Source organism: Bradyrhizobium liaoningense, from assembly GCF_018130785.1.
Classification (GTDB): domain Bacteria; phylum Pseudomonadota; class Alphaproteobacteria; order Rhizobiales; family Xanthobacteraceae; genus Bradyrhizobium; species Bradyrhizobium liaoningense_A.
The window spans coordinates 62,578-81,705 of sequence record NZ_JAFCJT010000008.1; the positions used below are offsets into that span (position 1 = coordinate 62,578).

Consider the following 19,128-nt stretch of genomic DNA (forward strand, 5'->3'; position numbering starts at 1 on the left):
CGGCGGACCTGGCAGCCACAACGCCTCATGTCAGCTCTTGCCGCATAGCGGACCTTAGGGCATCGCTCGCGCGATGCCTGCAAGTGACCCGAAGCCGTCATCGGACAGCGAGTTCGTCGGGCGGTAGCACAGCTTGGGAGCAACGCCTGATCGTCCAGTCACAGCGCGCCCAACAAGGACTAGCTGTGCCTCCGTCCGTTGGAATTCAGTGGGCATTTGGCTGACTCGCAGCACACTTTTGATTCATCTTGAGAGCCTTGAAGTCAGGACCGATCGAAATCCGGTTCGAACCTTCTGGGCGAAAGATTAGATTTGACGTTGCGGGGTTCGTTTCTCCTTGCTGGATGCATCGTGCACGAGCAGAATAAATTGGGCCGTTAGGCCCGGGTGTCTTGCTCAAATCAATGAAGTCACACGATACCTGCGAGCTTTTGTAGGACTTGGCTGACACGACAACGGCCAGCTTATCTGCATCGTTGCAGGCATCCGCGTTCGGTGCCCACACCCCCCAGAGGGACTGCGGAAGCGACGCAATCCGCTTCACGTAAGCAAGTGCCGGCTCTGACAAGATCGAAACCGCCACCGGCAAAAGAACAGCGGCGACAATGTAGGCGGAGCGCTTTAAAAACATGTAAGTCACCCGATCCTCTGCGTCGCTGTGCAATATTGTTTTGATTCCGTGTCCACTGCACGGCCACTTTGATTTAGATCAACCACACCGAGTCCGGTCTCGAAGAGATAGCGCACAGCCGTTCCCCTCGTGGCCCTGCTCGCTGAGGGACCTCAACCACGCATAAGCTATGCCGCCGGCAAGCAAAATGTAAGCCGCTCAAGGTGGTGATTGTCTGCTTCCGGCCCGTAGCTGACCATCCCTGCGAGCACCCCGATGTCTGCTGCAAGACGGTGAACGGACAAAGCTCCTGCAAGATGCCGAGGTCAGCTTTATAGCGGACATTCGCTAGCAGGATCTCGCGCGCGCGCCGATCAGGTGCACGTGGCTCGGCCGGGATCCCTGCCGGCGTAACGAACCCCACGTGGCGAATCGCCGAAGCGAGATCGGAACAGGCGATTGAAATGCGAAACATCCGAGAAGCCTACCTCCAGCGCGATGTCGGAAATTAGCTGCGCTCTGACGCGCGCTTCGGTTAACAGTTTGAACGCAAGTTGGAGACGTAGCTCATTCACGTGCCCGGTGAACGATGATCCTGATAACGCCATCAGGCGCTGCAGATAGCGAGGTGAGATACCTTGGCGACGAGCTACTGTCTCGACGCTGAGCCCCGGCTCCTGAAAGTGCGCGGCGATGTAGTCGAGTACGGCGCTGTGGCGCGCGGCCACGACCGCACTCGCATCGCTTTCGCCCAAAGGGGCGCACTCGCCGACCACGAGCGCTACGAGATCACAGGTGTGAGTCAAGACTAGATCACGCAGCTTGGGGGCGGCCAGAGCCCCCTCCTTGAATGCCGACTTCAGATAAGCCATGAGGAGGCGGAGCGGTTCATTTCGCTGAGTGATTGGCCGCATGGCGAGGCTCTCGATGTCCGCCACGCGCTGTGCAAGCGCCTCGCGAGGCACCGCCAGACCGAATAGTAATCCGTCGACATAGGTGACGGTGGCGGGCTCCGAATGCAGAATCGAGATTGCGTCGCCGGCGCAAAGCTCGATGTCCCGGCCGCGTTGCGACAGCCGACTTTTGCCGGGTGAGCAGACGATGAGGCCGATCGAGTCGTCACCGTCAGCAATGCTCGTCCGCACGCGCTTGAAGCGCATGGGCGAGCCTTTCAGTACGAGCGTGCGCAAACCGCGGATCGCTTGCAACGTTGCGTCGACTCGAAGTGGAACGTTCGCGAGAGGCTCGACGTCGGCGTGGACTATCCCCCGCACAAAGCTCTCGCGCCAGAGTGGAAGTCGCATCCGCTCCGGATGCTCGCGCGTCGAGAATCGATGCGAGACGAAATCGGCTGCGTCCGTAGACATGGTGACCTCCAGCCTTGATAAGACATTGGGTCAAATGCTGCGACAGGCCAGCTGTCGGTATCCGCAATTTGCAATTCGCGCACCAACCGTCTCTTGAGGTGCGCAGGATTCCAAGAAGCTACATCCTTCGTCTGCTAGTCTCATTCACCTGTGATTGGTGCTGATGTGAACTGGCTCACGTGGCGACCAGAAAATTACGACAATCTTTGATTGCGAATGTCGCGTGCAAATATCTCCTTTAAGAGGAGATGACTGTGATGGCTCTATTTCAAATTGCCGCCATTGGATCCAATTTCAAAATCCATGGCACGGCGCAAGACCCAACTTTACAACGCTGTTCGCGGCTAATCGAGCTGATCGATCCGCGGGCGGAAATTCTGCAGAACGAGACTGTTTTCTGATACCGATTTCCTGTCGTGCCTTGATCGCTGCATCACCATTAAGGTCCGTCGGACACAGACTACATCCCGGCACTGCTCCTTTTCAGCCGCCGGGTGAAATGGTCGATCTGTCACATGGGACGTCAACCGTGGTGATCAGGAAGGGGTTCGATCATGTCCACCATAGTCGACATGTTATACCGCGAGTACTGCCGCGCCCGCCTCACCGAAATGAGAAAGCAACTTTTGATACGGGGCGTCGGCGACAAAATCCTGCAAGCGCCTTGGGAGGACGATGACCCTCCCGACACTGGCGCTCGGAGGAGCAGCCGGGCGACGAAGGAGCCCCCATCATCCATCGGGTAGCCGGCGCGCATTATCCGACTCCATGAGCGGACCCAGAAGGCTGGCAGATGGATGATCGAGTTCACGCCTCGACGCGATTGTTCGGCGAGACTCCGCCGGGGTTCAGGGCGGCTGGCCGCGACCTGCGTATCGATGTCTGCCGCGGGATCGCGTTATGGTGGATCTTTCTCGATCACGTTCCCAATAACATCGGGAGCTGGCTGACGCCGCGAAACTACGGCTTCTGCGATGCCGCCGAGATATTCATGTTCATCTCGGGCGCGACCTGCGCTCTGGCCTACGGCAGGGCACGTGAGCGCGAGGGCTGGAGCGGCATGATGGGCCGTTCACTGCGCCGGGGATGGGACATCTATGCGGCGTTTCTACTGCTCACGCTCGCTTGCGCCATCCTCGTCTACCTTGCGGGCAGCGATAATCTCGCCGACGAGAGCAATACGCGAATTCTGCTCGAGCATCCGGGCGCCACGCTTGCGCACGCCGCAATCTTGCAGTACCGGCCTGTGAACACCGATGTCTTGCCAGTTTTTGTGATTTTTCACGTGCTGTTCGCGCCGCTGCTGTGGTTGCTGCTGCGAGCGCCGAACGTGACGCTCGGAGCGTCTTTGCTGCTCTACGCGTTCGTGCACGTCTTCGGTTGGAGAGTTCCAGCCTGGCCCAACGGCGTCTGGTTCTTTAATCCGCTGGCTTGGCAGCTTCTGATCGTGCTGGGCGCATGGTGCGTCATTGAGGGAGAGAAATTCCGGCCTTGGGTAATGTCGCGCTCGGCGCTTGTTCTTGCCGTTCTTTATCTGATTTTCGGCTTGGTCCTTGCTCAAAGTTGGAGTATCGAGCCGCTGGTTCCGCAAACTCTGAAGGACCTGCTGGTCCCGCCGGATAAATCGAATCTCAGTCCGATGCGGCTGCTGCATTTTGTGGCTCTAGCAATTGTGGCGCTGCGATTCATTCCTCGGAATTGGGAAGGGCTATCGACGCCGGTGTTAAGCTACGCGAAGTGCTGTGGCCAGAATTCGCTACCGATCTATTGCGTGGGCGTCCTTCTGGCGCTCGCCAGCCACCTTACGCTGCTCGACATCTCTGAGGGACTTGCGATGCAGATCGTGGTCAGTTTTGCTGGAGTCCTGATGATGGTCGTCGTCGCGCGGCTACTGAACGCGATCAGCATCAAGCGCGAGCGGAAGTCAGCGGGGACGCAGTCGATCGGGAAAGTTCCGCCGGTTCGCTAAACTGGTAGATTGCTGGTGGAGCGCGGAGAGCAGCTCTTGGTCCGTAGCTGACCATCCCTGCGAGCACCCCGATGTCTGCTGCTAGACGGTGAACGGACAAAGCTCAGCAAGATGCCGAGGTCAGCCTTGACCCATAAGAGACATCCACGAGGCTGACCGGCAACGCCTTGGCGACTTTGGAGGTACGGATTCCGATGGAGAACTTTGTCATAATTTCAGGTTGTTCCGGGGGCGGTAAATCGACCCTATTGTCGGAACTTCGACGACGCGGTTTTGCTACGATCGACGAACCAGGACGGCGGATCGTTGCCGAGGAACTAAAGCGCGGCGGAAGGGCGCTCCCGTGGGTAGATGCGGTCGCCTTTGCCCGGCGTGCAATCGAAGTGTCGCTCGCCGACCACGCCACCGCTCAGTCCAGCACGCGCTGGGTCTTTTTCGACAGAAGCTTGATCGATGCGGCCGCTGCACTCGAGCAATTCACCAGAGAGCCGGTCGTCCAGAATCTCGGTCAGGTCTATCGCTACAACAGACGCCTGTTCCTTGTACCTCCGTGGCCAGAAATCTACGCAACAGACGAGGAACGACGGCACGGTCTCGCCGAGGCTATCGCCGAATACGATCGCCTGATCCACGTCTATCCGTCTCTCGGCTACGACATCCACGTGCTGCCCAAGATGGGTGTGTCCGAACGGGCCGATTGGGTTTTAGCCTCGTTGACTGGATAATTGCCCCTATAGGTGCGAACGACGATGATACGAGACCGGATGTGGCCCTTAGCGCTTGGAGGCTAGTGGACTACCGACCCTCGGAACCCTAAGGCCCCTTCCGGGTCGCGAGCAGTTGGCGAATGTGATCCAGCACGGGACGATAATTCAGCTTCCTCGCTGCCTGCGGGCCTTCCTCGCAAAGATCACCCGCGAGCGCGAGGACCTTGCCGACCGTCGCGCCCAGCATTGTCTTCACAGTTGGGTAATTGCTCCGTATCCACGCAGAAAGAGCAAACCCGGAACCGGTGGGGCCGCCTATGTCGATCAAAGCAACATCGATGTTGTGTTTCCCACCTTCGAGGCATTCATGGGCCTCGTCGTGGTGAGCTGCTTCCACCACTCGATAGCCGCACTCGCGAAGGTACTCCGCCAGCGGATGGCGCACGAGCACGTCATGCTCGACGATCAATACAGTTGCTGCATGCATGCTTACTACAGCGCTGGGCCGAGCATCTCCCCGATCAGCATTGCGATCTGCTTGGGATCGTAGGGCTTGCTGATGAACCTACCTACGCGGCTCGCTGCGCTCTCCAATTCTATGCTTCCAGAGGCAACGAGGATAAGGAGCATCGGTTGCATGACGCGCACCTTCCCAGCCAACTCAAGACCATCAAGGGTTCCGGGCATTCGGATGTCGGTAATAAGCGCGTCAATTCGGTCGCCTGATGAGATGTAGTCCATCGCATCATCGGCGGTGCTCGCCTCAACAACCTCAAGCCCCGCGCCTCGAAGCTGCTCAGCTACGTCAAATCGGATGAACCATTCGTCCTCCACGAGCAAAACCCTGATCCGGTCGCTCTTTAGCTGCTTTTGGGGGACCATCGTTGGCTCCTCGGATGCTGGTCAGCCAACCAAACGAGTGGCGCAACGTTCCAAGCCATTGAGCTGTTTGCTAATTGCAAGCCGCAAGCGCCGGGGCGGGAACATTCTCGGGCGGCCCTTTGGCAAACTTTGACGCGCGGCAATCGGCAGAACGTCAGCGTCGATGGCCCTGACCCACGCCCGACGGCCCCCGCGATGTCGTGACGCCACCGCGACTGTTGATGGCCGCTTATGGCCCCCAGAACCGACCTCGCCTTTGGAGGTTCAGCCAAGGTTCGTCGTTGCCGATCAATTCTCATTCGGATTTGACTTGGGTGCTATCGCGCCGCGATGCCAATCCTATATGATCCGCCACAGGACCTATCGGCAGGAGCCACCCATGCCCGCCTCGATGATGTTTAGCTTAGTCGTTGTCGGGTTGATGATTTACTGCGGGCGCGTAACCGCCAACTTCGCGGCAGAGAGGGGCCGGTCTAAGCGCGTTTGGTTCCTCTGGGGAGCGCTGTTCTTTCCCCTCTTTCCGGCTCAATGGTTTGTCTTGGGGCTGCTACCAAAAAAGTAAGGCCGCTTCAGCCGGCTCTTTTTTTGGCCAAGCCTGCGATGTCGCCTTATGGCCCGTCAGCGAAGTGGCGACACCTTTCATTGAGGTCCGCTTGGTGGGGTGGAGCGGACTGACTTTGCTCACTTTGAGTTCTTCGCCTCCTGACCCAACCCGACATCACTCCTCGGGTACTCCGGCGATGTACAGTCCTTTGACTATGCGTTTGGCTCCTGCAAACTTCCTACAACGTCGGTGATCGCTCCGCCCAGGCTTTGGTGGCTTGGCAGGCTTCCATCGCTCGGGCGTAGGCCGGGCGCGTCGTCGTGCGGGCGAGATAGGCACGCTCGACTGAACCCGGGGTATAGTTGCTGGTTCGCAGACCAAGCAGGAGAGCGTAGCTCACTGAAATGTCAGCAGCAGTGAACTGGTCTCCAACGAGAAATGGACGATTTGCGAGACGCTGGATGACCAATCCCAGCCGGCTATGAAAGGTCTCCAGTGCCCAGGTTGTGACCCGAGCGTTTCGCTCTGCTGCGGGCGCGAGTGCACGACCGACGAGGACGGCGTTCATTGGTCCAGCGAGCCCAGCCTCTCCCAAATGGAGGAATTGCAGATAGGCGGCGAAAGCCGGATCATCCGGGGCGACGGCGAGCGGGCTCGGGCCGTGGCGGGCAAGCAGATATTCGAGGATCGCGATCGATTCGACCATGATCATTTCGCCGTCCTGTAGCGCCGGGATAAAGCCCGCGGGATTGATCGCAAGAAAATCGGGATCATTCTCGACGGCGAACAGATCGACCGGGCGCAGCCGATAAGCCACTCCCAATTCCTCGAGCAGCCAAACGACACGGAACCCACGACCTTCGCCATAGACAGTGAGCATGATTGAGCGTCCTTACGCTGGCTTTAGCCAATAGGATGGGTTGAGCCCTTGCGAAACCCATCCTCCTCGCGGGCGGAGCATCTGGTCATTCCTGTTAACTCGATCCGATGGTGAGGATGAGGTTTGATGGGTTTCGCTCTCGCTCTACCCATCCTACAAGCTGTCCATCCCCTGTGTCGGTCACACCTAACAAGCGTTCGACCAAGGCCGTCATCCTCAACTCGCGCTGACTTCCGCTCTGGGCCCACGCGTCGGCGAGCGCAGCGGCATGTCCGGAGCCCGGCGCAAACCGGAGGCTCCATCTCCTGCCCCCGCTGGCTTCACGACCTCTTTTGCTTCGCCTCGACGTATCGCGCAAAACTGTCGAGGATCGCCTGCCAGCCGCCCTGCTGCTGCTCGGCCGAGTGCGTCGCTTCAGCATCGAAGACGACGCGGACGACGACGCCCTTCGCCCCGGGCACGAACTCGACTTCGGCCTTGCGATCGCCGAATGAATATTCGATCAGCTTGTGTTCGACGATCGTCGTGTAAGTACCGGCGAAGTCAAAGCCCATGCTGCCGTCCTTGGCCTCCATCCGAGACGAGAAGACCCCGCCTTCCCGCAGGTCGACCGTGGCCTTGGTCGTATGCCAGTCGTCGGACGCGGCGTTCCACGCCATGATGTCAGCAGACGTCGTATAAGCACGCCAGACCTGATCGATGGGGGCTGCGACGGTGGTTTCGACGGTAATCCTCATGAACATAAGCTCCTGGTTCGATTTTCACGGCTCGAGGTGACGGCATCACTTGCGTGTGCGGGGGTCCATCCAAGGACGATCGAGACTGGCCCATGCCGACAAGGTCGAGCCGTCAAAGCGTCAAAAACACAAAAAAGTCAAACCGTCCGTTGGCCAGCCACAGCGGCCGCTGTCGGCGGCAGCCGCATCGTCATGACCGTCTTCGGTCTGATCGGCAGGAAAGCGCCGGCCTGACAAGCGTCGTTCCGGAAGGCTGGGTCAAGGCGGTATCACGCCGACGCGATGACAGGAATAACAGGTCTTCGATGCAAATCTAAATGCCTGAACCGCACATGCAGGGCGGGATGCATTTGGAGACATCTATGATCACCTCAAAGATGCTGATTGTGGTCACGATCGTATCGATGATGGGCGCAACTTCGGCACAACCTTTCCACCCATCGCTGCCTGGGAAGGAGACCACCACCAAGCCCTGGACGGCGCCGGTCGGTCACCGCCAGCCCCGCGCCTCCGACGTGTTCTCAGCAAGTTTGGGATCGCTGGATGTCCTCGATCAAGAGGATGCCGACGTCGATCGCAAGATCTCCGGCGTCTGCAGGGGCTGCTGATCGAACCAGCGCCAAGGCCTGATGGAATGAGGCTAGACTGGCGCCCCAAGGGACGGCAGTCAGTGTCCGACCCTTCGGAATTCGACCAGGCTGAACGAGCCGATGCCGCGGGTGCCGACGAAGGCGAAGCCGGCCAGGACGCCGAGCCTGCGGTACTCGGCTTCCGTCCGCTCGCGGCCGCCAGGTCCCCTCAGCATATTGAGGTCGCTCATGACGCAGGAGCGGTCCTGGGGCCCGGTCGTCGCAAGCTCCGGCATGATCCGTTCGATCACGATCAACGTTCCGCTGGCCGGCAGCGCGTCCCGGCAGTTGCGCAGAATGACCTCGCAACGATCGTCTCTCCAATTGTGCAGGATGCTCTTCATCAGGATCGTGTCGGCACCGACCGGGACCTTCTCGAAGAAGCTGCCCGCGACGAACCGGCCGCGATCCGCGATGCCAAGCCGGTCAAAATGCGCCCGCGCTCCCGGCTCGCAACGCGCCAGGTCGAAGGCGATGCCCTCAAGATGCGGGTTGTGCTGGAGCACGCCGCCGATCAATTCGCCGGTGCCGCCACCGAGATCCATGACAACGCGCGCGGTCGCGAAGTCGTGCGCCGCGACGATCCTTGGAACGATGCTCCGCGTCAGGCTGACCATCGCGGCGTTGAAGCGGCGGGTGAATTCCGGGGCATTGCTCGTCGCGGCATAGCGATCGTCGCCATCGCCGCGCAACTCGCCCGCGCTCTTGCCGGAGCGAACCGAATCGACCAGCCCGGTCCAGGATTGCGCGAGCATCTCGCCCTCGAAGAGAACCCAATCCTTGAAGGATGGGTCGGCAGTCTCGTCGAGCTGCCGGCCGAGATCAGTCATGGCAAACCGGTCGCGGTCGGCCTGCCTGCACAAGCCAATTGTCGTCAGGCCGACGAGCAGCCTGCGCAGCGCACTTTCATCGGCGGACACCAGCCGGGCGAGCTCAGCCACCGATTTCGCCTCATCGCCGATGGCCTCGGCGAGATTGAGCTTCGCCGCCGCATAGATCACTGCGGTAACGCGATGCGACTGCACGAGATCATGCACGGATGCTGGCCCGCTCATGTGTTGCCTCCTGTCAATGCCGTGTTCAATCGGTCGGGACGAATCCCGTTGCCTCGACGATCGCCTTCCACCGGTCGGATTCGGATGCGATCAGTCTGGCGAAATCTTCCATGGCGATCGCGTCCGGCTCGACGGCCAGCTTTGTCATGCCAGCCTTCACCTCGTCGGTGCGCAAGGCGGCCTGGATCGCGGCGTTGAGCTTATCGACGATCGGCGCCGGCGTCTTGGCCGGAACGAAGAACGCAAACCATGTGAGGTCCTCGAGCGACGGATATCCGGCCTCCCGCACCGTCGGCACCGCCGGAACAAACGGGCAGCGGCGCGGCCCGGTGGTCGCCAGCGCACGAAGATCACCGGACTGGACGAGCCCGAGCGAGCTGCCAATCGGCATGACGGTCGCGGCAATCACGCCCTTGACCAGATCCTGAATCGCGCCACCGCCCTGATAGGGCACGTGAAGAAAATCGAACCCGGCGGTGCGGCCCAGCATCGCACCGAGAAAGTGCAAGGTGGTTCCGGCACCCGGCGAGCCAAAGGTGGCGTGCTTCGGATTGGCCTGGCACCAGGCCACGAAATCCGCCAGCGTCGTGACGTCGGCCGGCACCCTGGGACCGACCGTCAGCAATGTCGGGGTCGAGGCGACGGTCGACACCGGTGTGAAATCCCGCGGATGGTATCTCAGCGTCTTGTAGACGTGCGGAAAGAACATCATGAAGCCGAGCGGCGCGAACAGCATGACCGATCCGTCGGCGTCGGCGCCCTTCACCGCCTCCACCGCGATGCGACCGCCCGCGCCCGGACGGGGTTCGACCACGAGGGTTTCGGCATAGCCGCTCATCTGGCCGGCCACGAGTCGCGCCAACGCATCCTGCAGTCCGGGCGTGAAGCCCGTCAGGATATGCCCGGTTCTTGCGATCGGCTGTCCACGCGCCTGTGGTGAAATATGCGTAGCGGCGAACGCGGCGGCGGCCGCCGACAACACATCACGACGCGTGATCATCACCGTCTCCCTGATCGAGCCCGGACCAAATGAGATCGCGGCATGCTACCTGGCCATCGCTGCGGCCTCAGGAGCCATGGATGCGCCGGGTCGCACGAACACGAAACGGGATATCGCAGATATCTGCGCGTCCTCACGGCCATCCTGGCCGATCAGGATGAGGCCTGCTCCGCCATTCGCCACCGTCAGGACGACCGCCTCGCCCGCCCACGTCCCGATAGGCTCCATCCCGATGGTGAGAAACTCACCGATCGGCTGGTCGAGATACTGGAGCCTCAGCTGCGGCGCGATTTCGGCGGGCGCCAGCGCAAGACCGAGCTGTTGTGCGCGCGCATAGATTTCCCGCAGCGACGATGTCTCGCCTCGAAGGCCGAGCTCGGCAACCGACACGGCAACAAGCTCAACCTCCGCCTTCTCGCGGCTTAGGGTAAAGGCCGGTCGCGCGAGTATCTCATCGGCCGCGTTTCCGACGCCGCACCCCATTGCACTCATCGCGCTGCGAAGAGCGAAAGTGTCCGTGAATGTTCCTATCCGGATCGTCTTCCACGCCAGGATATCTGCAGCCGAGCTGACCGGAATCTCCGATCTGGGAGCCGGCGGATCGACCTTGACCGCCAGGCGTCTCCGCAGAACATCCTGCGCGCTGCATTGAGCCTCGGTGCGATCTGCGGAAATCAGGCCGAACAGGTTGACGAGCAACAGAATCGCAAGCGCACTACCAATGCGCCAGGGTGCCGGACGATCGGGCCTTGCGCGGCCTTGCTGCAAGGCAATGTAGTCAATCTCGGCGCGCGTCGCGCCGATATCCATCAACTCCCGTTCGCTGAGAGCACAGAGAGCAGCTTGTACCTTCAGCCGTCTTCGGTGCTTCTGCCATGCGCTCCAGACCCGCAGGAAAAGGCTGGTCACCTGCTGCACAGGTGTGGCAGTCCGTCGCACCTGCGCAACGCCGTTGAAGGCACTCATCGGCGATATCCCTTGTCGGTATCCCTTGGCGATACCTTTACCGAGGGCAGGATGTCAGGACTTCGCCGGGCACGCTTGACGTGCAGCTTACATTTTCCTGACCGGCGCCTTACTTTACGCCCCAGCAGGTGCAGAGGCGGCTTCATCCACGACGGGAGTGGCAACTTGCGCTATCTCTTCGATGAATACGTGCTCGACACGGATCGGCGCGAGCTGCATCGCGGGGCCGATGCTGTTTCCGTCGCGCCACAGGTCTTCGACATTCTCGACTACTTGATCGGCAACAGGGAGCGTGTCGTCAGCAAAGACGACCTCATGAACGCCATCTGGAAGGGGCGCATCGTATCGGAGGCCGCGCTTGCGACCCGCATGAATGGCGTCCGCACGGCGGTCGGCGATTGCGGAGAAGCGCAGCGCCTGATCAAGACGATCCCGCGCAAGGGCTTCCGTTTCGTCGGAGCCGTTCGGGAAGTACGGGAGCCGGATCCTTCAACCGTCCCTCACCTGTCAGAAGCGAGAGCAGCGCCCCTCCCGCTACCGGATAAGCCCTCGATTGCCGTACTCCCTTTTGTCAGTCTCAGCTCCGATCCCGAACAGGAGTATTTCGCAGATGGCATCGTGGAGGAAATCACGATGGCCCTGGCTCATTTTCGCTGGCTGTTCGTGATCGCACGCAATTCGAGCTTTGCGTATAAGGGCCGGGTCGTCGACGTCAAGCAGGTCGGCCGCGAGCTTGGTGTCCGTTATGTGCTCGAAGGCAGCGTGCGCAAGGCCGGAAATCGCATTCGAATTGCGGGACAGCTGATCGATGCCGAAACTGGAACGCATCTCTGGGCAGACCGCTTTGAGGGCCCGATCGAGGACATGTTCGATCTGCAGGACAATCTGACGTCCAGTGTCATAGGCGCAATCGCCCCGAAGCTGCAGCGCGAGGAGATCAAGCGGGCAAGGCGGAAGCCGCCCGAAAATCTGGATGCGTATGACCATTATCTGCGCGGGCTGGCGAAATCCCGTTGGTCCAACAACGCAAACACCGAGGCGTTGCAGCTCTTTTGCAAGGCGACCGAGCTCGACCCTCGGCTGGCTTGTGGCTATGCCATGGCCGCCTGGAGCTATGCCCGCCGCAAGGCGAACGGCTGGATCAGCGATCCGGCAAAGGAAATTGCGGAAGCCACCCGGCTGGCCCGGAAGGCTGTAGAACTGGGGACAAATGATCCGGTTGCGCTGTCCGTAGGTGGATATGCACTCGCCTTCATAGCCCATGAGTTCGACGACGCGGCTGCTTTCGTGGATCGAGCTTTGGCTGAAAACCCAAACTTCGCGCAAGCCTGGGCCACCAGTGCCTGGTTGAGGGTTTGGCGGGGAGAGCCGGATCTCGCCCTCGAGCACGCCGCACATGCCGTGAGACTTAGCCCGCTCGATCCGCCCATGTACTACGACGCGCAGGGGGCCATGGCCTATGCGCATTTTCTGGCGGGCCGCTATGACGCGGCAGCATCATGCGCCGAGAGTGCACTGCGTGGGCAGACGAGTTTCCTGCTCGTGACCTGCATGTCCGCAGCCAGCAACGCACTCGCCGGGCGGCATGACCAAGCGCAACGATCCCTCCTGCAAGCCCTTGAATGCAATCCGGATCTTCGTGCCAATCTCGGGAATCTGGCACCGTTTCGCCGGGCAGATGACTTCGCGATCTTCGAGAAGGCTCTCTGCGAAGCGGGCCTTCCGGAAAAGCACGGCGCTGTCACCCCCTGACGGGGGTGGACTGATGTTCGCGGCTTACATTTTCGCTACCGAAGGCCTATTGTCGATGGATTACTGCTCCCGTGCCCTCGGAGGACAGAGGGCAGGCTTGGAGAATGGTGCCATGCGCTATTTCTTCGAGGACTGTGCGTTGGACACCGAGCGGCGCGAATTGCGGCGCGGGCTCGATGTGGTGCCCACGACACCCCAGGTTCTCGATCTGCTCGAACATCTGATCCGCAGCAGGGATCGCGTCGTCAGCAAGGACGATCTCGTCAACGCGATTTGGAATGGCCGGATCGTATCCGATGCGGCGCTGACGACCCGGCTGAACGCCGTCCGGCGCGCGATCGGTGACTCCGGTCAGCAACAACGTCTCATCAAGACATTTCCACGCAAGGGCTTTCGTTTCGTCGGCGCTGTGCACGATGAGGATCGACGACCAGAACCCACGGCTGTGGCTACAGTCCCGGTTGCCTCTGCAACCGCTGTTGGCGAACGGCGATCAGCCGGCCGGCTGGAGGACCTCAAAGGTCGTTTGAAGCTCGTCGGTAGCGTGCTGGCGTCGGTCGCCGCCATCGGCGCAATTGCCGGCGGCGTTGCCGGATACTGGAATGCCTGGAAGACGGTCCGTGCCCACGCAAAACCGGAAGCTCAAAATATCCAGGGACAGCCGACAATCACGCCCGAGATCGCGCCTCGCCTCTCGCTCGTCGTGCTGCCCTTCACCAGCCTCAACGACGGTCCGGCGCAGGAATCCTTTGCCGACTTGATCTCGACAGGCTTGACCACCGATCTCGCGCGAACGCCCGCCACGCGCGTTATTGGACGCGACACCGCCTTTACCTACAAGAAGAAGGCGATCGATTTGCAGCAGCTCGGGACGGATCTCCGCATCCGCTGGGCCGTGCGAGGCGCGGTGAGACGCAACGGAGACCTGGTGCGGGTCAACGTATCTCTGACCGATCTTCAGACCGCCCGCGACATCTGGTCGGATCGGTTCGACGGCGACCTCGCAAACCTGGCCGTCTTGCAGGATACCATCGCAGCGCGGCTTCTCTGCGTCGCACATTTGCACCTCCGCCAATACGAAGAAGCCCTTCAACAGTGCAGCCGCTCCCTCAATATGACCGGCACGGATTTTGAGGCCTACATGAGCCTGATCTCGGCTTACGGGTGGCCCGGGCAAATGGAACGGGCACGCGGGGGCAGCGAAACTGCGGCACAAGACACATCCTAAGTCGACGTTACGGCGGCCCATGGCGAGCGCCGATCATCAAGGCAGCGGCAAGGTAACGAGCTCTGTACCAGCGCATTGCGCGTGACCTTGCCCTCCGCCGACAGATGGGCCACCATCCCCGCGCGCACCATCAACAAGACCAAAAGCGCAGAGGAAACGCATGAGCAAGCCGTCAGGATTCGACTATGGCTGGGTCGTTGTCGCCGCGGGGGCGCTGATGACCTGTGTCGGCTTCGGCACCATGCTGTCGCTTGCGGTGTTTTTGCAGCCGATCTCGGACGCGATGGGCTGGTCGCGTGCCGGCGTGTCGGCGGCGGCGACGCTGGATTTCCTCTGCATGGGCGTTGCCGCGTTCTTCTGGGGCACGCTGTCGGACCGGTTCGGCACGCGCATCGTGGTCCTCGCCGGAAGCCTGCTGCTGGGCCTCGGTCTCGTCACCGCGAGCCAGGCGACCAGCCTGTGGCAATTTCAGCTTTTCTTCGGCGTACTGATCGGCGTCGCTGCGGGCAGCTTCTACGCGCCGATGATGGCGCTCGCGAGCGCCTGGATCGAAAAGAATCGCAGCCTCGCGGTGGCGCTGGTCTCTGCCGGCATGGGCGTGTCGCCGGTGACGATCGCACCGACCGCAAGCTGGCTGATCACAGCCTATGACTGGCGCACCGCGATGCTGGTGATCGGCATTGCCGCATGGGCGCTGCTGATCCCGGCCTGCTTCCTGGTGCGGCCGGCGCCGCAGGCGGCTGGCCCGGCAAGCACCGACGCCGCGCCCGAGATCGAGCTGACCGCGGCGCAGGCGCTGCGCACGCCGCAATTCATCGCGCTCGCGGCTGCACATTTCGCCTGCTGCGCGGCGCATTCCGGTCCGATCTTCCACATGGTGTCCTATGCGATGGTCTGCGGCATCGCCCCGCTGACGGCGGTCACGGTCTACAGCGTCGCAGGCGTCTCCGGGCTCGGCGGGCGCCTGCTGCTGGGCGCGGCGGCCGATCGCATCGGCGCAAAGCCCGTGCTGGTCGGCGGTCTGTTCGTGCAGGCGATGTGCATCGCGACCTATCTCGCAGTGGCCCAGCTCGGCGAATTCTACGCGCTCTCGGTCGTGTTCGGTCTCGCCTATGGCGGCGTGATGCCGCTCTATGCGGTGCTGGTCCGCGAATTCTTCGGCGCGCGCATCATGGGCACCGTGTTCGGCGCCGTGTCGGCCTTTGCCAGCCTCGGCATGGCGCTCGGGCCCTGGGCCGGCGGGCTCGTGTTTGACAATTTCCAACGCTACACATGGCTGCACGCCGGCTCCTTCGCGATCGGGCTCGCCGCCGTCGCGGTGGCGCTGAGCTTCCCGACCAGACACAAACAACAGCTCGACCTCGGCCGCGCCGCGGCCTGACGAGGCAACGCATGAACAGGCCGCTGGGCTTCGATCTCGTTGAACGCACCCGCGCCATCGCGCCGCTGATTGCGCGTGAAGCGGACGAGATCGAGCGGACGCGGCGGCTGACACCGGCCGTCGTCGATGCATTGATCGAGAACGGGCTCTACCGCGCGCTGCTGCCGCAGAGCCTCGGCGGCGCAGAGGTCCCCATCGAGATCTTCATGCAGATGCAGGAGGAGATCGCGAAGGCGGATGCCTCGACCGCCTGGTGCCTCGGCCAGTGCAGCGTCTGCGCCATGATCGCGGCCTCGCTCGATCCCGACACCGCGCACGAGATCTTCAACACACAGCCCGGTATCCTCGCCTGGGGCGCGATCGCGCATGAGGCGCGCGCGGTCGAGGGCGGCTATCGCGTCACGGCGCGCTGGGATTTTGCCTCGGGCTCGCGGCAGGCAAGCTGGCTGGGGGCGCATGTCCGCATCGTCACTGCCGACGGGACACCGCGGAAAAATGCCGACGGCTCGCCCGAGGTGCGCACCATCCTGTTTCCGGTCGCGAGCGCCGTGCTGCATGACGTCTGGCAGGCGATCGGGCTCGCCGGCACCGGCACGGACTCGTATGAAGTCAATGACCTCTTCATCCCCGAGCGCTTCACGGCGTTCCGGGACGTGCCGTCCGCGCTGCGCGAGACGGGTGCACTCTACAAGATCGGCACCGGCTCGACCTTCAGCCTCGGCTTTGCTGCGGTCTCGCTGGGCGTGGCGCGCGCCACGCTGGATGCCGCGATCGCTTTGTCGCGCGCAAAGCACCAGTCGCTGGCGGCCAGCGCGATGCGCAATAACCAGGCGGTCCAGGGCCTGATCGGCCGCACAGAGGGCGACTTGCGCGCTGCGCGCGCCTATCTCTATGCGACGGCCAATGCGATGTGGCGCGATCTCAGCGCGACCGGCGCGTTCAGCGCGGCGCATCGCAGCGCTGTTCGCCTCGCCGCGACCTGGACCATCCACCAGTCAGCCAAGGTGGTCGACGCCGCCTATCACATGGCCGGCGCGACCGCAGTATTCCGCAGCAATCCGTTCGAGCGGCGGTTTCGTGACATGCACGCCATCGCGCAGCAGATCCAGGCGCGGGACACACATTACGAAGATGTCGGGAAGACGATCTTGTCGGAGGTCAATACGGAGTGACAGCCGCAACGACGCTGCACGCCACGCCCTTCGCGGGGAGAGGTGAAGCGCCGCTTCAGGCCACCAGCGCGGTGTCGCCGTCAATACCCCGCTGCGCCTTCAGCAAGCTGATGATCTCGGCATTCGGCCGGGCCTTGCTGAACAGAAAGCCCTGGCCTTCGTCGCAGCCTTCGGTGCGGAGGCAGCTCAGCTCGGCCTCGGTCTCGACGCCCTCGGCGGTGATGGTGACACCCAAGCCTTTGCCGAGGCTGACGATGGAGCGGATGATCGCCTGCGCCTCGCGATTGGCGCCGAGATCGCGCACGAAGGACTGGTCGATCTTGATCTTGTCGAACGGGAAGCTGCGCAAATAGCTGAGGCTGGAATAGCCGGTGCCGAAATCATCCATCGAGATGCGGACGCCGAGCGCGCGCAGCGCATGCAGCGTCGCAAGCACCTGCGTGCTCTTTTCGAGCAGCAGCGTCTCGGTGATCTCGAGCTCGAGCCGCCGCGCCGCCAGGCCGGAATGTTTCAGCGCGTCCGTGACCACCGAGAGCAGATTGCCGCTGCGGAACTGGAGCGGCGACAGATTGACGGCGACGCGGACGTCGTCGGGCCAGGTCGCGGCATCCAGGCACGCCCGGCGCAGCATCAGGCCGCCGAGCGGATTGATCAGCCCGGTTTCTTCCGCAACCGGAATGAACTCGGCGGGCGAGACCATGCCGCGCTCGGCATGCGGCCAGCGCATCAGCGCCTCGAAGCCGGTGATGCGGCCGCTCTGGAGGTCGATCAGCGGCTGGTAATAGGGGCGCAGCACGTCGTTCTGGATCGCGTCGCGCAGCTCGACCTCGATCTTGCGCCGGCTCTGCGCCTTGGCATCGAGCGCGGCCTCGAAGAACGCGAAGGTGCCGCGCGCGTCCGCCTTGGCCCGCGATAGCGCCATGTCGGCGTTCTTGAGCAGTTTTTCGGAATCGTCGCCGTCGCCGGGCGCCATCGCGATGCCGATGGAGGCACCGATCACCACCGAATGGCCGTCGAGCAGATAGGGATCGGCGATGGCTTCGAGCAGGCGTTTCGCCAGCATCACGGCGCCTTCGGGACGCGTCAGCCCGCTCTGGACGATGGCGAACTCGTCGGAGTTGAGCCGCGCCAGTGCGTCTTCCTCGCGCAAGGTGGAGCGCAGCCGCTTGGCGACGCCGCGCAACAGCTTGTCGCCGACCGCGTGTCCCAGCGTATCGTTGACCGCCTTGAAATTGTCGAGCCCCAGCATCAGCAGCGCGACCTTGTCGGAGCTGCGCCGCATATGCAGCAGCATCTCGTCCACCTGCTGGCGCAGCAGGTTGCGGTTCGGCAGGCCGGTCAGCCCGTCATGCTGGGCCATGAAGGCGAGCCGCGCCTCGGCGCGCTTGCGTTCGGTGATGTCCATCAGCGCGAGCAGCATCGCGGGCCGATCGGCATAGGTCAGTTCGCGCGAATAGATCGCAAGGTCGATCAGCGCGCCGTCGGCCTTGACGTGCTTCCAGGTGCGCGCGGCCTGCTCCTCGCTGGACCGATCGGTGGTCCAGGGCGGCTCGCTGTCGAAAGCCTGCAAGGAGCGGATCTTCAGCTTCTCGAACTCGGCGCGGCTATAGCCGTAATGGGCAATCGCGGCATCGTTGACGGCGAGGATGCGCTCGTCGTCGAGCGCGCAGACGATCATGGGGACGGGGTTGCCGTCGAACAGCAGGCGGAACGAGGCCTCGCGCTGCTTCAACTCGGTGATGTCGACGCGCAGGCCGACCACGCCGCCGTCGTCGGTCAACCGCTCGTCGATCAGGATGACCCGGCCGTCCGACAGCGTCTGCTCGTGGCGCTTGCCGGGCTCGTGCAGCTTCTTCAGCCGCTCGGCGATCCACTCGTCCTCGTGGCCGGCGGCTTCCGGATAGTCGCCACGGGCAACGCCGATGCGCAGCGTGTCTTCGAGGCGCGCGCCTTCCGCGAACAGATCGGCGGTCTTGCTGTAGATTTCGGAATATTGCTTGTTCCAGAGGACGTAGCGGCCTTCAGGGTCGAGGATCACGATGCCCTGCGGCAGGATGTCGATGGCCTGGCGCAGGCGCTCATGGGATTTGCGGGCCTCGGCAATCGCGGCCTCCGCCTCGGCGCGGCTGCGCTGGAGTTCGTCGCGTTCGCAAACGGGTCGAGGCGCGCGCGCGAAGCGCGGCTTGCGCGGCTGTCGGCCGGCCCGGGCGAGCACGCGTCCCTTTCGCTTCGTTGTTTTTCGAGACCCC

Annotated in this window: 18 protein-coding genes; 8 read left to right on the plus strand and 10 right to left on the minus strand. The window is 62.4% G+C overall.

The features are described 5' to 3' along the window. Positions 1-205: 205 nt before the first annotated feature. Positions 206-631 (minus strand): hypothetical protein, encoded by a 426-nt coding sequence (locus tag JQ627_RS18870; RefSeq protein ID WP_212485654.1) that lies wholly within the window; start codon positions 629-631, stop codon positions 206-208. Between the two features lie 353 nt (positions 632-984). Continuing rightward, entirely contained in the window at positions 985-1,977 is a 993-nt protein-coding gene (locus tag JQ627_RS18875) for an AraC family transcriptional regulator (protein WP_212485655.1), read from the minus strand. A 257-nt stretch (positions 1,978-2,234) separates the two neighbouring features. On the opposite strand from JQ627_RS18875, the gene JQ627_RS18880 reads away from it, so the two are divergent. From JQ627_RS18880 to JQ627_RS18890, 3 genes are all read left to right on the plus strand, one after another. Then, positions 2,235-2,378: a hypothetical protein gene (locus JQ627_RS18880; protein ID WP_212485656.1), complete on the plus strand. Its 144-nt coding sequence runs from the start codon at positions 2,235-2,237 to the stop codon at positions 2,376-2,378. Positions 2,379-2,770: 392 nt separating this feature from the next. Continuing rightward, positions 2,771-3,946 carry an OpgC family protein gene (locus JQ627_RS18885; protein ID WP_212485657.1) on the plus strand — a complete coding sequence of 392 codons (1,176 nt, stop codon included), beginning with the start codon at positions 2,771-2,773 and terminating at the stop codon, positions 3,944-3,946. A 194-nt stretch (positions 3,947-4,140) separates the two neighbouring features. Next, positions 4,141-4,671, plus strand: coding sequence for an AAA family ATPase (locus JQ627_RS18890; RefSeq protein ID WP_212485658.1), 531 nt, complete (start codon positions 4,141-4,143; stop codon positions 4,669-4,671). Positions 4,672-4,759: 88 nt separating this feature from the next. On the opposite strand, the gene JQ627_RS18895 is transcribed toward JQ627_RS18890, so the two are convergent. The 4 genes from JQ627_RS18895 to JQ627_RS18910 form a co-directional block, all read right to left on the minus strand. Continuing rightward, complete coding sequence (locus JQ627_RS18895; RefSeq protein WP_212485659.1) at positions 4,760-5,140, minus strand: response regulator; 381 nt, start codon at positions 5,138-5,140, stop codon at positions 4,760-4,762. Positions 5,141-5,145: 5 nt separating this feature from the next. Beyond that, positions 5,146-5,535, minus strand: coding sequence for a response regulator (locus JQ627_RS18900; protein ID WP_212485660.1), 390 nt, complete (start codon positions 5,533-5,535; stop codon positions 5,146-5,148). A 782-nt stretch (positions 5,536-6,317) separates the two neighbouring features. Then, positions 6,318-6,959: a glutathione S-transferase family protein gene (locus JQ627_RS18905; RefSeq protein ID WP_212485661.1), complete on the minus strand. Its 642-nt coding sequence runs from the start codon at positions 6,957-6,959 to the stop codon at positions 6,318-6,320. Between the two features lie 320 nt (positions 6,960-7,279). After that, positions 7,280-7,696 carry an SRPBCC family protein gene (locus JQ627_RS18910; protein WP_212485662.1) on the minus strand — a complete coding sequence of 139 codons (417 nt, stop codon included), beginning with the start codon at positions 7,694-7,696 and terminating at the stop codon, positions 7,280-7,282. A gap of 317 nt (positions 7,697-8,013) precedes the next feature. Here JQ627_RS18910 and JQ627_RS18915 point away from each other — a divergent pair, with 317 nt between their 5' ends. After that, positions 8,014-8,304 (plus strand): hypothetical protein, encoded by a 291-nt coding sequence (locus JQ627_RS18915; protein ID WP_249143183.1) that lies wholly within the window; start codon positions 8,014-8,016, stop codon positions 8,302-8,304. A 59-nt stretch (positions 8,305-8,363) separates the two neighbouring features. Here the strand turns inward: JQ627_RS18915 and JQ627_RS18920 are convergent, their stop codons facing one another. The 3 genes from JQ627_RS18920 to JQ627_RS18930 are packed head-to-tail and all read right to left on the minus strand — an operon-like array spanning position 8,364 to position 11,346. Further along, positions 8,364-9,380, minus strand: coding sequence for a methyltransferase (locus JQ627_RS18920; RefSeq protein WP_212485663.1), 1,017 nt, complete (start codon positions 9,378-9,380; stop codon positions 8,364-8,366). Positions 9,381-9,405: 25 nt separating this feature from the next. Further along, complete coding sequence (locus JQ627_RS18925; protein WP_212485664.1) at positions 9,406-10,380, minus strand: tripartite tricarboxylate transporter substrate binding protein; 975 nt, start codon at positions 10,378-10,380, stop codon at positions 9,406-9,408. 45 nt (positions 10,381-10,425) lie between these two features. Next, on the minus strand, positions 10,426-11,346 hold the full coding sequence (locus JQ627_RS18930) for a DUF1127 domain-containing protein (RefSeq protein ID WP_212485665.1): 921 nt from the start codon (positions 11,344-11,346) through the stop codon (positions 10,426-10,428). 165 nt (positions 11,347-11,511) lie between these two features. Between JQ627_RS18930 and JQ627_RS18935 the strand changes: the two genes are divergently transcribed. The 4 genes from JQ627_RS18935 to JQ627_RS18950 all read left to right on the plus strand — a co-directional run bounded on the left by JQ627_RS18935 (position 11,512) and on the right by JQ627_RS18950 (position 16,879). Then, complete coding sequence (locus JQ627_RS18935) at positions 11,512-13,098, plus strand: winged helix-turn-helix domain-containing protein (protein ID WP_212485666.1); 1,587 nt, start codon at positions 11,512-11,514, stop codon at positions 13,096-13,098. A 112-nt stretch (positions 13,099-13,210) separates the two neighbouring features. Further along, positions 13,211-14,326 (plus strand): winged helix-turn-helix domain-containing protein, encoded by a 1,116-nt coding sequence (locus tag JQ627_RS18940; RefSeq protein WP_212485667.1) that lies wholly within the window; start codon positions 13,211-13,213, stop codon positions 14,324-14,326. 160 nt (positions 14,327-14,486) lie between these two features. Continuing rightward, on the plus strand, positions 14,487-15,707 hold the full coding sequence (locus tag JQ627_RS18945) for an MFS transporter (protein WP_212485668.1): 1,221 nt from the start codon (positions 14,487-14,489) through the stop codon (positions 15,705-15,707). A gap of 11 nt (positions 15,708-15,718) precedes the next feature. Continuing rightward, the gene (locus JQ627_RS18950) at positions 15,719-16,879 is read left to right on the plus strand and encodes an acyl-CoA dehydrogenase family protein (RefSeq protein WP_212485669.1); all 1,161 of its coding nucleotides are present in this window, start codon (positions 15,719-15,721) and stop codon (positions 16,877-16,879) included. A 55-nt stretch (positions 16,880-16,934) separates the two neighbouring features. Here the strand turns inward: JQ627_RS18950 and JQ627_RS18955 are convergent, their stop codons facing one another. Next, the gene (locus JQ627_RS18955) at positions 16,935-19,094 is read right to left on the minus strand and encodes an EAL domain-containing protein (RefSeq protein WP_212485670.1); all 2,160 of its coding nucleotides are present in this window, start codon (positions 19,092-19,094) and stop codon (positions 16,935-16,937) included. Between the last annotated feature and the right edge of the window lie 34 nt (positions 19,095-19,128).

What these genes read in the sequence shown, in the direction of transcription:
- JQ627_RS18870 (WP_212485654.1), bottom strand. Translation starts at nt 631, where the DNA reads ATGTTTTTAAAGCGCTCCGCCTACATTGTCGCCGCTGTTCTTTTGCCG.
- JQ627_RS18875 (WP_212485655.1), bottom strand. Translation starts at nt 1,977, where the DNA reads ATGTCTACGGACGCAGCCGATTTCGTCTCGCATCGATTCTCGACGCGC.
- JQ627_RS18880 (WP_212485656.1), top strand. Translation starts at nt 2,235, where the DNA reads ATGGCTCTATTTCAAATTGCCGCCATTGGATCCAATTTCAAAATCCAT.
- JQ627_RS18885 (WP_212485657.1), top strand. Translation starts at nt 2,771, where the DNA reads ATGGATGATCGAGTTCACGCCTCGACGCGATTGTTCGGCGAGACTCCG.
- JQ627_RS18890 (WP_212485658.1), top strand. Translation starts at nt 4,141, where the DNA reads ATGGAGAACTTTGTCATAATTTCAGGTTGTTCCGGGGGCGGTAAATCG.
- JQ627_RS18895 (WP_212485659.1), bottom strand. Translation starts at nt 5,140, where the DNA reads ATGCATGCAGCAACTGTATTGATCGTCGAGCATGACGTGCTCGTGCGC.
- JQ627_RS18900 (WP_212485660.1), bottom strand. Translation starts at nt 5,535, where the DNA reads ATGGTCCCCCAAAAGCAGCTAAAGAGCGACCGGATCAGGGTTTTGCTC.
- JQ627_RS18905 (WP_212485661.1), bottom strand. Translation starts at nt 6,959, where the DNA reads ATGCTCACTGTCTATGGCGAAGGTCGTGGGTTCCGTGTCGTTTGGCTG.
- JQ627_RS18910 (WP_212485662.1), bottom strand. Translation starts at nt 7,696, where the DNA reads ATGAGGATTACCGTCGAAACCACCGTCGCAGCCCCCATCGATCAGGTC.
- JQ627_RS18915 (WP_249143183.1), top strand. Translation starts at nt 8,014, where the DNA reads ATGCCTGAACCGCACATGCAGGGCGGGATGCATTTGGAGACATCTATG.
- JQ627_RS18920 (WP_212485663.1), bottom strand. Translation starts at nt 9,380, where the DNA reads ATGAGCGGGCCAGCATCCGTGCATGATCTCGTGCAGTCGCATCGCGTT.
- JQ627_RS18925 (WP_212485664.1), bottom strand. Translation starts at nt 10,380, where the DNA reads ATGATCACGCGTCGTGATGTGTTGTCGGCGGCCGCCGCCGCGTTCGCC.
- JQ627_RS18930 (WP_212485665.1), bottom strand. Translation starts at nt 11,346, where the DNA reads ATGAGTGCCTTCAACGGCGTTGCGCAGGTGCGACGGACTGCCACACCT.
- JQ627_RS18940 (WP_212485667.1), top strand. Translation starts at nt 13,211, where the DNA reads ATGCGCTATTTCTTCGAGGACTGTGCGTTGGACACCGAGCGGCGCGAA.
- JQ627_RS18945 (WP_212485668.1), top strand. Translation starts at nt 14,487, where the DNA reads ATGAGCAAGCCGTCAGGATTCGACTATGGCTGGGTCGTTGTCGCCGCG.
- JQ627_RS18950 (WP_212485669.1), top strand. Translation starts at nt 15,719, where the DNA reads ATGAACAGGCCGCTGGGCTTCGATCTCGTTGAACGCACCCGCGCCATC.